The organism is Nocardioides kongjuensis (assembly GCF_013409625.1).
In the GTDB taxonomy this organism is placed as follows: Bacteria; Actinomycetota; Actinomycetes; order Propionibacteriales; family Nocardioidaceae; genus Nocardioides; species Nocardioides kongjuensis.
In genome coordinates, this window is record NZ_JACCBF010000001.1 from 3048578 (window position 1) to 3062201 (window position 13624).

Below are 13624 nucleotides of genomic sequence, written 5' to 3' on the forward strand. Positions count from 1 at the left end.
CGTAACGACGAGAGTGCCGAGATGCTTCCCGATTACCTCGCGGTGGTCACCGGCTGACCGGGTCCGGCTCGAGCGCCCGCTCCCACAGCACGCTGCCCGCGCCGTCGTACAACCGCACGGTGAGCAGGCCGGAGGCGGCGAGGTCGAGCTGGCCGAAGTACTGGTTGGAGGGCTGCGGGGCGACGTCGAGCCTGCCAACCTCGGACTCGCCCTGCGAGAAGACCACCTCGGGACCGAAGGTCTGGTCGAGCTCGTCGTCCTTGAGCCAGAACGGCGAGGAGGCGACCGGACCGGAGATGACCTCCCAGAACGGGTCGAAGTCGGTGAACTCCGCCTTCTCGGGGGTGTAGCGGTAGGCGGCGGTGTAGTGGACGTCGCCGGTGAGCCAGATGACGTTGCGGACGCCGTGGCGCTTGATGGCGGACAGGATGCGGGCCAGCTCGGGCTCGCGGCCGAGGGGGCGGCCGCCGTCCTTGTTGGCGTAGCCGTCGAGGTCGGTGACCCGGTTGGTGGGCGCCGACAGCGGCATGTCGGCGCAGATCGCCTTCCAGGTCGCGGTCGAGAAGCGCAGGCTGCGGACCAGCCAGTCCTCCTGCTCCGGGCCGAGCAGACCGGCCTGGGGCCGGTGGGCGGCGACCGCGGGATCCGTGTCCGGGTTGGGTCCGCGCCAGCTGCGCATGTCGAGGCAGAACAGGTCGAGGTGCTGGCCGCGCGGGACGCGGCGGTAGAGCCGCCGGCCGGCGAAGCCGTCGCCGCCCGCGGGGACCAGCCGTCTGACCGGGACCGGCTGGTACTCCTGCCAGGCGCGCCGCCCGCGCAGGGCGAGCACGTCGGCCCGGCGCTCGCCGTACCTCTCGTCGTCGATGGTCTCGCCCGGCCACCAGTTGTTGCAGGTCTCGTGGTCGTCCCACATCGAGACGGTCGGGACGAGGGCGTGGAAGGCACGGACGTTGTCGTCGCGCAGCGGGTAGCGGTGCCGGCCACGGAGCTGGTCGAGCGTCTCCGAGACGACCATGACGTCCTCGGTGAGCTCGTTGCGCCACGTGCTGCCGTCGGGCAGCAGCACGGTCTCGTCCATCGGCTCGTCGGCGTAGATCGTGTCGCCGACGTGGACGAAGAGGTCCGGACGCAGCCCCAGCATGGTGCGGTACGTCGTCAGCCCGCCTCGGGCGCGATCGATGCCCCACCCCTGGCCGCAGGTGTCGCCCGACCAGACGATCGACTGCGCGGCGGCGTGGATCGGTGCGGTCGCGAAGGTGAGGTGCTGGGGAGCGCTGCGCTCGCCGTCGGGGCTCTCGAACCAGACCTCGGCGTCGTAGGGACGTCCGGGCGCCAGCCCGGTGAGGTGCACCCGGGCGGTGAGGTCGGCGCGCTCGTCGGTCCACGGCCCGCGGACGAGTCGTCGCTGCCGGCCGTTGCTCAGCAGCCGGACCATCAGTCGGCTCGGGGTGACCGCGCGCGACCAGATCACCGCGGAGCTGGTCGTGACCTCGCCGCTGCGTACGCCGGAGGTCAGGTCGCGGCGGCGCTCGACGAGGGCGGGCGAGTGGCCGAGGAGCCCGAGGGCGGGGACCGAGGCGCCGGACAGGCCGGCCACGATCGTCGTACGGCGGCCGACCCGGAGCTCTCCCAGGCGGTCGGTCAGGCGGGTCTGGTCGTCCCAGAGCAGCGTCACGTTGCGTCAGGCAACCGCCCCGCGACGACCGGGTCCTGAGCGGCACGCTGCGCGCCGGTGAACACGGGAGGGACAACACGCGAGGACGCCGCGGGAGGACGCGTGGGACGGAACACGGCCTCGCGGGCATAGCGCTCCCCGGGGGTGCGTCGTTGCCGTGGTGTGCGTGCTCTACGGCCGGGGGGCGAGAGCAGGACCTTCATCCTCTTCGCCTCCGTCATCGTCATCGTCATCGTCGGCAGCTTCCTGTTCCTGCGACCGGGGTCGCCGGAGAGCGCCGTCGACCCCGACACCGGGGCCGAGGACGAGCAGACCCTGCCCACCGACGTGCCGTCGGCGGAGCCGAGCGCGTCCTCGTCCGCCACGGCGTCCGGCACGGCCGACGCGACGGGGCTGTTCGGCGGGCACACGGGTGGTCTCGGCGTACCGCCGGGCCTGCAGGGCGCGGGCGACTACTCGCAGCTGCCCAAGCACAGGCTGACCGTGACGATGTCGACGCAGGGCGTGCTCGGCACGGTCGCGTGGATCATCCCGACCAGCGTCGAGAACCACGAGGGCACGGCGGTCGTGCGCAGCGGCAGCTGGTCACTGAGCACCACGGTCTACGGGAACCCGGACTACGCGGTGGTGTTCGCCCAGCAGGGGCGGGTCGACCAGCCGGTGCACTGCACGATCACGGTCGACGGCCGGGTCACGGAGCGACGCTCGACCAAGGGGGCCTACAGCGCGATGTGGTGCGAGGGCTAGGACTCCCGGCCCCCGCACCCCACCGCTGAGGACTACTTCGGGGGCATCCGGATGCCGCCGTCGACGCGGACGACCTCGCCGTTCATGTAGGAGTTGGTCAGGCACTCGACGACCATGCTGGCCAGCTCGGCGCCGGTGCCGAGACGCTTCGGGAAGAGCACGTTCTGGCCGAGGTTGGCCTTGAACGCCTCCGCGGCCTCGCCCTCGCCGTAGATCGGGGTGTCGATCAGGCCCGGGGCCACCGTGTTGAGACGGATGCCGGAGGCCGCGAGGTCGCGGGCGACCGGGAGGGTCATCCCGACGACGCCGCCCTTGGACGCGGAGTACGACGCCTGGCCGATCTGGCCGTCGAAGGCCGCGACACTGGCGAGGTTGACGATCGCGCCGCGGCAGCCGTCCTCGTCGGGCTCGTTCTGGCTCATCACGGTGGCCGCCTGGCGGACCATGTCGAAGGTGCCGATCAGGTTGATCGCGACGACCTTGGTGAACGCCTCGAGCGAGTGGGCCGACTCGAGCTGGCCGTCGCGGCCGATGGTGCGCTGGGCCCAGCCGATGCCGGCCGAGTTGACCACCGCGCGGAGCGGGGCGATCTCGGCGGCCGCCTTGACGGCCGCGGCGATCTGCTCGGTGTTGGTGACGTCGACCTGGGCGAAGACGCCGTTGATCTCGGCGGCGAGGGCCTCGCCCTTGTCGGCCTGGAGGTCGGCGACGACGACGGTGGCACCCTGGGCGGCGAGCGCACGGGCGGTGGCCGCGCCGATGCCCGAGGCGGCGCCGGTGACGATGGCGGAGGATCCGGTGAGTTCCATGGTCGGGAGCATAGGACCCGCCGATGATCGTGACACCGTCGGTGTCACTGTCAGAGATCGGTGGCGCCCTCGGCGACCACCACCGCGGGACCGGTCATCAGGATCCGGTCGTCGGCGGTCCAGGTGATCCGCAGGGTGCCACCCGGCAGGTCGACGCGGTACGCCGTGTCGCGGGCCGCCCCGTCGGCCAGGGCCGTGGCGACCATGACCGCGCACGCGCCGGTGCCGCAGGAGCGGGTCTCGCCGGAGCCCCGCTCGTGGACCCGCATCGCGACGTGGCCGGGCGCGCGTCGTACGACGAACTCGACGTTGACCCCGGCCGGGTAGACCGCGGGGTCGTGACCGGGCGCGTCGAGCAGCGGGCCCGCGTCGGCGAGGTCGTCGACGAAGGCGACGGCATGGGGGTTGCCCATGTCGACGTGGAGAGCGGACCACTGCCGCTCGCCCACGCGGACGGCGGTCTCCTCGAGCACCTTCGCGATGCCCATGTCGACGGTGATCTCGCCGTCGGCCGCACCGCCGGCGAAGGTGAGCACCTTGACGCCGGCGCGGGTGGCGACCGGGACCGGCGTCGCCGGGTCGACCAGACCCTGCTGGGCGAGGTGGCGACCGAAGACGCGCACGCCGTTGCCGCACATCTCCGAGATCGACCCGTCGGCGTTGCGGTAGTCCATGAACCACTCGGCGTCCTGGCCCACGCCGGGCTCGCCGACGGCGGCGGTCCTGATCACCCGGAGCACGCCGTCGCCGCCGATGCCGGCACGGCGGTCGCAGAGCGCGCGGACGCGCTCGGCGCTCAGCGCGCCGTGGACGGTGCCGTCGGGGTCGGGCAGCAGGACGAAGTCGTTCTCGGTGCCGTGGCCCTTGAGGAAGGGGTACACGCCCCAAGGATAGGGGGACCACGGGTGGATCCCACGGTCCACGGGATCAGTCCGCGGACGGACGCGGACCGCGCCGCCGGCGCCTAGCGTCGAGTCCATGACCCGTGCCCTCACCCTGACCACCGCTGCACTGCTGGCGGCCGTCGTGCTCGCGCCCGAGGCGGTCGCCACCCTGCTCGTCGGCGACTACGCCGGTGTCGGCGCGCTCCGCGACGCGCTCCCGGGGGCGTTCGCCGACCACTGGCGCCTGGGCGAGGCCGCCGTCAGCGGGGAGCTGGCCGACGCGGTCGGCTACTGGGCCGCCTTCCACGTCGTGAAGGCGGTGCTCGCCGGGGCACTGCTCGCCGTCCTGGTCGCCGGACTCGGTCGCGTGCGACGCGGCGCGGGCCGGGTGGCCCTGCTGGCTCTCGCGACGCTGGCCGCTGTCGTGCTGGTCGCCAACGTGCAGGGGGCCGTCGCTCCCCTGTCGTCGCTGCTCTCGATGCTGCCCACGCAGGCGAACGACCTCGCGCTGGCGTCGTCCGGCACCCCTGCGTTCGCTGCCCTGGTGCGCGACTTCTCGACGTACCACCTCGCGATGGTCGTGCTCGCCGGCGCTGCCACCCTCACGACGGCGTGGCTCGCGGTGCGTGCCGGTCGTCGGGGGCGCCGCGCGGGCGCGGGGGCCGCCGCGGCGGCCGTCGTGGTGCTCGGCGTGGTGACCCTGGCGAACGTCTCGACGGTCGCCGCCCCGGAGCCCGCGCTGGTCGGGTTCCTCCGCGGGTGAGCTCAGCGGCAGTGCTTGACGCCAGTCACGTCGATCCAGTCGGTGAGGGCGGGCTTGTCGGACCGTGTCCTGATCCGGACCTTGATCAGCACCTGCGTCTTGCTCCCGGACCCGAACCGGTCGAGGTGGGCGATCCCGTTGCGGCGCCACGGGGACGACGAGCCCGGGAAGTCCTGCCACGTCCCCTGCACCAGGAACTGGATGCGGACGCGCGCCTTCACCGACTTCCTGGCCTTGCGGGCGTCGAGCCGCATCTCCAGGCCCCAGCCCCAGCTCTCCCGGTGCTGGCAGACCTGGATCTTGGCGCCCAGCCGCTCGTGCACCGTGCTCCAGCCACGCCTCGCGCTCACGGCAGCATCCGCCGGCGCGGCCGCGGCGGGCAGCACCACCAGGAGCAGGGCGGCGACCAGCCCGGCGATCGTCGTACGACGCATGGGAACCTCCGAGAGTTCGATCGTGGAGCGCTCAGCCGTAGAGGCGATCCTCGTAGCTCGGGCCGTAGTGGGCGTCGAGCACCTCGAGACTATCGTCGGGACGCTCCAGCCGCTGCGCCAGCACCGCCCGGCGGGGCACCAGCGCCTCCGGGTCCCAGGTCTCGGGCTGCCACAGCCGGGAGCGCAGGAACGCCTTGGCGCAGTGGAAGAACACGGTCTCGATGTCGACGACGACCGCGAGCAACGGGCGGTGGTCCTTGACGATCATCGCGTCGAAGAACGGTGCCTCGCTGACCAGGCGGGCGCGGCCGTTGATCCGCAGGGTGTCGCCACGGCCGGGGATCAGGAAGTTCAGGCCGACCTGAGGGTTGGCGAGGATGTTGCGATACCCGTCGGCCCGCCGGTTGCCCGGCCGCTCGGCGATCGCGACGGTCGTGTCGTCGAGGACGTGGACGAGCCGGCCGGCCGGGTCGCCCTTCGGGGAGACGTCGCAGCGGCCCTGCCCGTCGGCGGTCGCGACCATGCAGAACGGGGAGGCCGCGAGCCAGTCGCGGTCGACGTCGGTGAGCGCTGCCCGCTCCTTGTCGCGGGCTGCGTCGGTGGGCAGGCCGAGCAGTGCGGTGAGGGTGGCGTCGTCGGTGATCTCGGTCCAGGTCACCCGCCCACCGTAGGCCGGTCCTCGAGGAGCGGCCCGGCCAGGGTGTAGCGGGCGGTGACGAACGCTCCGTTGCGGGCGGTCTCCTCCAGCTCGAGGTCGAGGCGACGCGGCAGCAGCGGCCGACCGGCGCCGAGCACGACCGGCGCGATCGAGACGATGACGGTGTCGAGCAGACCCGCGTCGGCGAACTGGCCGGCGAGGTCGCCCCCGCCGACCACCCACACGTCCCGCTCCCCCGCGGCGGCCCGCAGGTCGTCGTACACGTCGGTGACGGCGCCCTTCGCGAAGCGGACGTCGGCGCCCTCGGGGACCGGCAGCTCGCGGGTGGTCATCACCCACGTCGGCTGGGAGTAGGACCAGGGCTCGCCGGACCCGGCGAGGTGCGCGAGCACCCACTCGTACGTCGTCGAGCCCATCACCAGCGCGCCGACGGTGGCGATGAATGCCCCGTAGTTCTGCGGTCCTGACTCGTCGAGGTCCTGGCGCATCAGCCAGGCGAGCGAGTCGTCGGGGTCGGCCAGGAAGCCGTCGAGGGTGGTGGCGGTGTAGTAGACGGTGCTCATCGGTGGTTGCCTCCGGAAGCCGTTCGGTGGTCCGGGCCTGAACCAAGTGGCCCCTGGGTGCGTGCATGGCAAGGCGGCGGAGCGAGGTCGCACCGGTCCGTCCAACGAGCGACGCCAACGCCGCCAGGTGCGTGCCCAGGGCGCGGGACACGCGAACGGCTTGTGGAGTCGACCACCTAGTCCTCCCCGAGCTCGCGGCGCAGCCAGTTGATCGGGTCGCCGTCGTCGGCCTCGACGCCGGCGGCGCGCAGCCAGACCCGGGTGAGCTGGCGGCGGTACGCCGAGAAGGTCAGCACGTGCGCCACGATGCTGCTCAGCACGAAGGACTCGGGCGGCTCGCAGAGCGCGTCGACGATCCTGTCGTCCCAGGCTCCCCGCGAGCTGATGTCGCGCACGGCGGCCAGCCAGCGGGCGGCCGCGGCGTCGTGCCGCTCGAGCAGGCCGGCCGGGCTCGGCGACCTGTCGACGTCCGGGAAGTCGGTGCCCTCGATCGCCGCCAGCCAGACCTCCTTGGCGAAGACGGTGCGCTCCAGGACGGCCGCGATCGACTCCTCGGGCCCCTCCCACGAGGCGACCTGGTGGCCCGGGCTGCGGACCTCGCGCCACTGCGCGTCGTCGAGGCCCTTCGCGAGGTCGATCAGCTCGCGGGTGTCGTCGAGGTCGTGGCGGACCAGCTGGTCGGTGACCGGGCTCATCGTCTGCTCTCCTGCGTGCACCCACAGGCTCGTGGGTGGGTGGAAGTGGATGCCGTTGGCGGCGGGCAGCCACACGCTGCCGCCCGCGCCCCCGGACTCGCTCGGCGGGTGTCCGTGGGCCCGTGCGAACGCGCGGCTGAATCCCTCCAGCGACTCGTAGCCCGCCTCCCACGCGGCGTCCGTCACGTTCGTGCCCTGCCGGATCCGCCACGCGGCCCGCTCGAGCATGACCCGCCGCCGCATCGCCACCGGCGCCTCGCCGGCGTCGCGGGTGAGCACCCGGCTGAAGTGGTACGGCGACGCGAACGCCCCGTCCGCCATGTCACCCAGCGTGCGGTGGTCCTCGTCGAGCACCGCGTCGAGGAGCTCGCGGAGGCGGTCGCGGCCGGTCATGGGTCCAGTGTGCTGGTCGCGGTGGTCCCCGCGCTTGACCGTTCTTGCGCATCGGTGGTCGGGGGGGAGGAGGGAGGGAGGGAGGGCTGCGACCGTCACGAGACCCCGGCCGTGCCTCCGGAACCGTGCTCGGGCTTGAGTGGCGTAGCCGGTCGGGTTCCGAAAGGGCAGCGACGAAGAAGGTGGGGAGGTGGTCGGGTTCCGCGGTCGGGCTACGGTCCCGAGACGCCCTTTCGTGACGGTCGGTGACGTCGGTTCTCCACATCCGGCAATTGGAGTTTCCCCTGTCCCCAGGCGGGTTTCCGGCGCTGGATTGTGATGCTCCTATGGTTGTCAAGCGGCTTGGAGCCAGGTTCGGTAGCGCTGGGTGAACTCGCGGTCGAACGCGACTCCGCGTTCGATGCGGCTGACATGGTTCAGGGTGGTGCCGAGCTGTTCGACCACGACTCGGATAGGCAGGTTCTTCTCGCGTCGGATGCGTCGTAGGTCGGCGATTCCGGTAAGCGCGTTCGGGTTCTGGAGCAGCTTGAACACCTCGCGGGCGATGGCGCGTTTGAGGATTCGCAGGATCTCGGGGTTGCTGCGGTTCTTGGCGCGCTGGGTGGCGACGAACTCGCGGGTGCGGGGGTCGCTGGCCATCCGCACGGTCGCGATCGTGTGCAGCGCGGAGTTGGCGTGACGATCCCCGCCACGAGAGAGCCGGTATCGGGTGGTCTTGCCCGACGATGCCGGGACCGGTGCGGTGCCGCACAGGGCAGCGAAGGATGTCTCGCTGGCCAGGCGCTCGGGGTTGCCGCCCGCGGTGAGGAGCAGCTGCGCAGCGGTCACCGGTCCGATGCCGCGTGCCGAGATCAGGTTCAGGTTGATCGCCGCGACCAGGCCGCGGAGCTGGTCGTCGAGCAGCTCGATCTGCTGGCCGAGGAACCGGTGGCGCTGGGCCAGCATCTTCAACCCGAGCAGCACGGTGGCCACCACTCCACCGCGGGAGCCGGGGCGGCAGGCAGCGAGCGCGTCGATCAACCGCTTGTCGCTCAGCTTCCGGTACCTCTCACGGATCTCGACGGGCGCGGTGATCAACTGTGCGTGAATCTGGTTCATCGCCGCAGTACGTGCCTTGGCGGCTGAACGTCGCGTGCTGAGAAGCGCTCGAAGTCCCTCGACGTCCTCGGCCTTCGGCGCGGTCTTCGCGCGACCGGTCATGGCGGCACGGGCCGCCTGGTAAGCGTCGATCAGGTCGGACTTGCCCTGCATCCGCCGCACCGTGGCTTCGGGACGGATCACCTCCCGCACCGCGATCCCGGCCGTGCGGGCCACAACGGCCAGCCCTGCTCCGTAGGAGCTGGTGCCTTCGATCCCGAAGACCTGTACCGAACCGAACGACGCGAGGAAGGCCAAGGCGTCGCGGTAGCCCGCCGGCGTCGTGGGGAACTCGCCGTCGCCGAGATCGCGACCGTAGCCGTCGATCGCGGCCACGTGGATCGTGTCGGCGTGGGTGTCAGCGCCCGCGAAGACGGCAGGGGTCACTGGTCGTGTCGCTGTCATGATGGAGCTGCCTTCCGTGTCGTACCGATGTGGATGGTCGACGCCGGTCGGGCGAGCAGACAGGACATTGATGAGGCGCTTGCCAGGCTCTTATTAGGTCATGTCCGCCCGGCCGGCGCGCGGGGTCCCGACCGCCGGCCGGACCACAAGATGGTCAACCCAGCAGGGCGACAGTCGGAGGCTGAGGCACGACGATCGGGACCTCTTCACTACTCCACAGGGAGCAGCGAAGACCAGCATCAATGTCGGAGGTGGGTGGGAGAGTTCAGTCATGGATCTCGGAACCCACCCCCGCAGCACGGCAGCCCTGCTGTCGCGGGTGGGCGACCGGATCCGCTCCCGCAACGCGTTGGTGGTCGAGGAGTGGGAGGACATCACCGCCTGGGCGAGCGACCACGTCGTCACCGGACCCGAGGGTGCCGCGACGATCACCGAGGGCTACCTCGACACCGGGGTCCCGATCGCCGGTGACGGCGCACCACTGGTCAGCGAGTTCGCGTTGATGGAGCTCGTCGCCGTCCTCGGCCGCACCCCCGACGGCGGCAAGGCCTACGTCGGACGGGTCATCGAGTGCGCCTGGCGGCTCCCCAACGTCTACGACGCCGTCATCGCCGGGAAACTCGCTCCGTGGCGGGCCGAACGGATCGCGGACCTCACCCACGCTCTCAGTGCTGAGGCGGCGGGGTTCGTGGACCGGCAGCTGTGGAACGCCTCCGGCGTCGGGTGGGCCCAGCTCGAACGCCTCGTCGCCGAAGCCGTGCTGCGGTTCGACCCCGAACGCGGCGAAGCCGACCGCCAGAAGGCTGCCGACCACCGCCACTTCGACATCAGTGACGTCGACGAGCACGGCCTCGTGCACCTCGACGGGCTGCTGGATGCCGCCGACGGCCACGACCTCGACCAAGCCGTCGCACGCAGGGCCGAGGTGCTCGGCCGGCTCGGGGACGACTCGACACTCGACGTGCGGCGCTCCAAGGCCGCTGCGGAACTGGCCCGCCAGGACCTCGCCCTCGACCTGCTGGTCCCGGACCCCGACACCGGAGAGGTCGTCGCGACCGTCCCCGGCCGCAAGGTGATCCTCAACGTGCACGTCACCGACACCACCCTTGCTGGCCGGAACCCGGTCGGGCGGTGGGACGAGGGCCGCTGCCCGATCAGCACCACCCAGATCAAGGAGTGGCTCCGGGCCCGGCACACCACGATCATCGTGCGCCCGGTGATCGACCTCGCCGACCATCTCCCCGTCACGGCCTACGAGATCCCCGACCGCCACAAGACGCGGGTGATCCTTCGTGATCACACCTGCCGCTTCCCCCACTGCACCCGTCCCGCGACCCGGTGCGACATCGACCACCACCAACCCCACGGCGAGGGTGGTCCGACCTGCCCCTGCAACCTCGTCCCACTCTGCCGTCGGCACCACCGCGCCAAGACCCACTCGGCCTGGCGTTACGAGACCCCGATGCCGGCGACCTACGTGTGGACCAGTCCGAGCGGGTTCCGGTTCCGGGTCGACCACCGCGGCACCCACCCGGTCCACCCGCCCGACGAGTAGCGACCCCGCCCCGCACCCCGCAGGACCCACGGACCTGCGGGGGCACAGGCACGCCCGACCACGGGCTCAGCCGCCTGACGGCCGGACCAGCACCTCGGGCGCCAGCCACTTGCACGCGATCAACGCCAGCTCGAGGTCGAGCCGCTCCTCGCCGAGCGGCTTGCCGCGGGCCTCGATCGCGCGGTCCACCCGGTACTTCACGGTGTTCTTGTGCAGGTGCACGCGGGCTGCCGTGGCGACGTAGCTCTCACGCTCCTCGACGAACGCCAGCAGCGTCTCGCGCAGCCGGGCGGCGCCGTCGGTGTCCTCGGCGAGGTCGCCGAGGGCGCGGTGGACCAGTGCACGGGTGGCGGGGAGGTCGCGGGCGAGGAGGGCGGCGGCGCGGACCGTCGGGTCGTCGTACGACAGCGCGGGGGCGGCCGGGTGCTGGCCGAGCTGGGCGACGCCGTGCGCGGCTGCCGCGCCATCGTGGGTGCTGCGGAAGCCGGGCTCGCCGGCACCGGCGGAGCCGACGGCGACGTGGACCCGACCGTCGTCCTCGGCGAGGACGGCGTCGATGCCCGTCAGGTCGAGCGAGCTGGAGCGGCCGGTCGGCAGCCAGGCCCAGGCGGTCTCACGGTCGCGGGGAACGAACAGGGGCTGGCCGGCGCAGTCGAGCCGCTCGGCGATCCGGCCGACGGTGCGCTCGACGGCGGTGAGGTCACCGGCGCCGGGGTCGGTCCACACGACCAGGCCGAGGTGGTGCTGGCGCAGGCGGTAGCCGAGCGCGGCCTCGGCCGCGGCCAGGTCGAGCCGGTCCCCGCGCAGCAGCGCATCGACGGTCTCGCGCTGCACGGCACTGCGGTTGGCGAGCCAGCGCTCCCGCTCCTCCTGGTAGGCCTCGACGACGTCCTCGGAGACGGCGTCGATGTAGAGGAAGGACTGGTCGGTGAGCATCTGGGCGGTCTGCAGGGCGAGCATGGGATCGGCGATGCTGCGGGTGATCTGGGCGTGGGCCCACTGCAGGATCAGCTGTTGGCCGATCCGGTAGGCCCGCAGCAGCGCGCTGGGCGGCGTGCCCCGCTGGGCCAGCCGACGCGCGTACTCCACGGCCGCGACCGGTGCGTGCACGTCCTTGACCTGCATGTGGGCCCGCATCAGGTGCACGAAGGTCTCCAGGTTGGCACCCGAGCTGCCGACCAGGAGCTCGACCAGCGCCGGGTCGGTCGGCAGCTCGGGGATCCGCTCGCGGAAGGCCTCGACCAGCTCGTTCGTGAGCTCACGGTGACGCTCGGCGAGCAGCACGGCGATGCCCTGCATCTCGGTCTCCGGGTCCGACACGACCTGCCTCCTTCGGTCCGTCGCACCAACGGTGACGGCGGTCACGCCATGGTGCCAGAGCGGGACACCCGCCCGCCTTGGCCGCGCAGCCCCGAATCCGGCGCCCGAGTTTGGTTCCGGAGACCAAGAGCCGCGGGGTACGACGGACCTAGCGTTCCGGCATGACCCTGGACCACCTGCCCTGGCACCGCCCGGCGGCGTACGACGACCGCCCCTGCGTCCGCGACGAGCGGACCGAGCTCACCTACCGTGCGTTCGCCGAGCGCGTGGACGCCGCTGCCGAGCACTTCGCCGCCCGGGGCGTGGGCCGCGGCTCGGTGGTGGCCGTCATGCTCCCCAACCGGGTCGAGCTGCTCGTGGCGATCATGGCGGCCTGGCGGCTGGGCGCCGCCGCGACACCGGTGAACCCGACGTTCACCGCGGTCGAGGCGGGCCACCAGATCAGCGACTCGGGCGCGGTCCTGGTGATCGACGGCGACAACGTCGCGGACCTCCCCACGACGCCCGGCGGCACCCTGCCGCCGGCGCGCACCGAGAGCGGTGACCTCGCGCTGCTCGTCTACACCAGCGGCTCGACCGGGCGCCCCAAGGGCGTGATGCTCGACCACGGCAACGTCGACGCGATGATCGCCAGCATGGGCGAGGCGATCGCGATCGGCCCCGACGACCACTGCCTGCTGGTCCTGCCGCTGTTCCACGTGAACGCGATCTGCGTCAGCTTCCTGACCCCGATGTCCGCCGGCGCCCAGCTGTCGGTGCTGGAGCGGTTCCACCCGGTCGAGTTCCTGCGGGCGATCGAGAGCCTGCGGCCGACGTACTTCTCGGCCGTGCCGACGATCTACTCCCACCTGGTCGCGCTGCCGGCCGAGGTGCAGGCCGACACGACGTCGGTGCGGTTCGCGATCTGCGGTGCGGCGCCCGCGCCGCCGGAGCTGTTCGCGGCGGTGGAGCACCGGTTCGGGTTCCCTCTGGTCGAGGGCTACGGCCTCTCCGAGGGCACCTGCGCGTCGACGTGCAACCCGGTCGACGGGATGCGCAAGCCCGGCACCGTCGGCCCCGCCCTGCCCGGGCAGCTGGTCGCGGTCATGGCGCCGGACGGCACGCTCGTCGCGAACGGCGAGCGTGGCGAGGTCGTGATCAAGGGCGCCAACGTGATGCGCGGCTACCTCAACCGCCCCGAGGCCACGGCCGAGACGCTGGGCGACGGCTGGCTGCACACCGGCGACGTCGGGATCCTCGACGAGGACGGCTACCTGCGCATCGTCGACCGGATCAAGGACATGATCATCCGCGGTGGCGAGAACATCTACCCCAAGGAGATCGAGAACGTCCTCCACGCAGCGCCCGACGTCCTCGAGGCGGCCGTCGTCGGCGGCCCCGACCCGGTGTACGGCGAGGTGGTGGTCGCCTTCGTCTCCGCGGCCCCCAACCACACCGTCGACGTCGACGCCCTGCTCGCGCGCTGCCGTGCCGAGCTCACGAAGATCAAGGTTCCGGTGGCGCTCCACGTGCTGGATGCTCTTCCCAAGAACCCCGTCGGAAAGATCGACAAGCCCGCGCTGCGGGCCCGACTGAGTGGAGCCTGA

13 protein-coding genes are annotated in these 13624 nt (G+C 72.1%); 4 read left to right on the top strand and 9 right to left on the bottom strand.

The window, feature by feature from the left end; translation table 11 throughout:
• Positions 1–46: 46 nt before the first annotated feature.
• A complete protein-coding gene (locus BJ958_RS14615; protein ID WP_218865765.1) occupies positions 47–1675 on the bottom strand; it encodes an alkaline phosphatase D family protein in 1629 nt (542 codons plus the stop codon).
• Positions 1676–1837: 162 nt separating this feature from the next.
• Here BJ958_RS14615 and BJ958_RS14620 point away from each other — a divergent pair, with 162 nt between their 5' ends.
• Positions 1838–2422, top strand: coding sequence for a hypothetical protein (locus BJ958_RS14620; protein ID WP_179727507.1), 585 nt, complete (start codon positions 1838–1840; stop codon positions 2420–2422).
• A 32-nt stretch (positions 2423–2454) separates the two neighbouring features.
• On the opposite strand, the gene BJ958_RS14625 is transcribed toward BJ958_RS14620, so the two are convergent.
• Positions 2455–3231, bottom strand: a complete 777-nt coding sequence (locus tag BJ958_RS14625; protein WP_179727509.1) for an SDR family NAD(P)-dependent oxidoreductase — start codon at positions 3229–3231, stop codon at positions 2455–2457.
• A 50-nt stretch (positions 3232–3281) separates the two neighbouring features.
• Entirely contained in the window at positions 3282–4112 is an 831-nt protein-coding gene (gene dapF, locus BJ958_RS14630; protein ID WP_273521050.1) for a diaminopimelate epimerase, read from the bottom strand.
• 97 nt (positions 4113–4209) lie between these two features.
• On the opposite strand from dapF, the gene BJ958_RS14635 reads away from it, so the two are divergent.
• On the top strand, positions 4210–4878 hold the full coding sequence (locus tag BJ958_RS14635; protein WP_179727513.1) for a hypothetical protein: 669 nt from the start codon (positions 4210–4212) through the stop codon (positions 4876–4878).
• A 2-nt stretch (positions 4879–4880) separates the two neighbouring features.
• Here BJ958_RS14635 and BJ958_RS14640 read toward each other — a convergent pair whose 3' ends face one another.
• The 5 genes from BJ958_RS14640 to BJ958_RS14660 form a co-directional block, all read right to left on the bottom strand.
• Positions 4881–5312: a hypothetical protein gene (locus BJ958_RS14640; RefSeq protein ID WP_179727515.1), complete on the bottom strand. Its 432-nt coding sequence runs from the start codon at positions 5310–5312 to the stop codon at positions 4881–4883.
• Positions 5313–5343: 31 nt separating this feature from the next.
• Complete coding sequence (locus BJ958_RS14645) at positions 5344–5970, bottom strand: MSMEG_1061 family FMN-dependent PPOX-type flavoprotein (protein ID WP_179727516.1); 627 nt, start codon at positions 5968–5970, stop codon at positions 5344–5346.
• Positions 5967–6533, bottom strand: coding sequence for a dihydrofolate reductase family protein (locus BJ958_RS14650; RefSeq protein WP_179727518.1), 567 nt, complete (start codon positions 6531–6533; stop codon positions 5967–5969). Before BJ958_RS14650 ends, BJ958_RS14645 begins: the two co-directional genes overlap by 4 nt.
• 176 nt (positions 6534–6709) lie before the next feature.
• Positions 6710–7621 carry a helix-turn-helix domain-containing protein gene (locus BJ958_RS14655; protein ID WP_179727519.1) on the bottom strand — a complete coding sequence of 304 codons (912 nt, stop codon included), beginning with the start codon at positions 7619–7621 and terminating at the stop codon, positions 6710–6712.
• 333 nt (positions 7622–7954) lie between these two features.
• Positions 7955–9145: an IS110 family RNA-guided transposase gene (locus BJ958_RS14660; RefSeq protein ID WP_179726751.1), complete on the bottom strand. Its 1191-nt coding sequence runs from the start codon at positions 9143–9145 to the stop codon at positions 7955–7957.
• Positions 9146–9434: 289 nt separating this feature from the next.
• Here BJ958_RS14660 and BJ958_RS14665 point away from each other — a divergent pair, with 289 nt between their 5' ends.
• Positions 9435–10718, top strand: a complete 1284-nt coding sequence (locus tag BJ958_RS14665) for an HNH endonuclease signature motif containing protein (protein WP_179727521.1) — start codon at positions 9435–9437, stop codon at positions 10716–10718.
• 66 nt (positions 10719–10784) lie between these two features.
• On the opposite strand, the gene BJ958_RS14670 is transcribed toward BJ958_RS14665, so the two are convergent.
• On the bottom strand, positions 10785–12038 hold the full coding sequence (locus BJ958_RS14670) for an RsbRD N-terminal domain-containing protein (protein WP_218865766.1): 1254 nt from the start codon (positions 12036–12038) through the stop codon (positions 10785–10787).
• Positions 12039–12199: 161 nt separating this feature from the next.
• Between BJ958_RS14670 and BJ958_RS14675 the strand changes: the two genes are divergently transcribed.
• Positions 12200–13624, top strand: a complete 1425-nt coding sequence (locus tag BJ958_RS14675; RefSeq protein ID WP_179727524.1) for a class I adenylate-forming enzyme family protein — start codon at positions 12200–12202, stop codon at positions 13622–13624.

Coding starts and splice junctions, on each gene's coding strand:
- BJ958_RS14625 (WP_179727509.1), bottom strand. CDS start 3,231: ATGGAACTCACCGGATCCTCCGCCATCGTCACCGGCGCCGCCTCGGGC.
- BJ958_RS14635 (WP_179727513.1), top strand. CDS start 4,210: ATGACCCGTGCCCTCACCCTGACCACCGCTGCACTGCTGGCGGCCGTC.
- BJ958_RS14640 (WP_179727515.1), bottom strand. CDS start 5,312: ATGCGTCGTACGACGATCGCCGGGCTGGTCGCCGCCCTGCTCCTGGTG.
- BJ958_RS14650 (WP_179727518.1), bottom strand. CDS start 6,533: ATGAGCACCGTCTACTACACCGCCACCACCCTCGACGGCTTCCTGGCC.
- BJ958_RS14655 (WP_179727519.1), bottom strand. CDS start 7,621: ATGACCGGCCGCGACCGCCTCCGCGAGCTCCTCGACGCGGTGCTCGAC.
- BJ958_RS14665 (WP_179727521.1), top strand. CDS start 9,435: ATGGATCTCGGAACCCACCCCCGCAGCACGGCAGCCCTGCTGTCGCGG.
- BJ958_RS14675 (WP_179727524.1), top strand. CDS start 12,200: ATGACCCTGGACCACCTGCCCTGGCACCGCCCGGCGGCGTACGACGAC.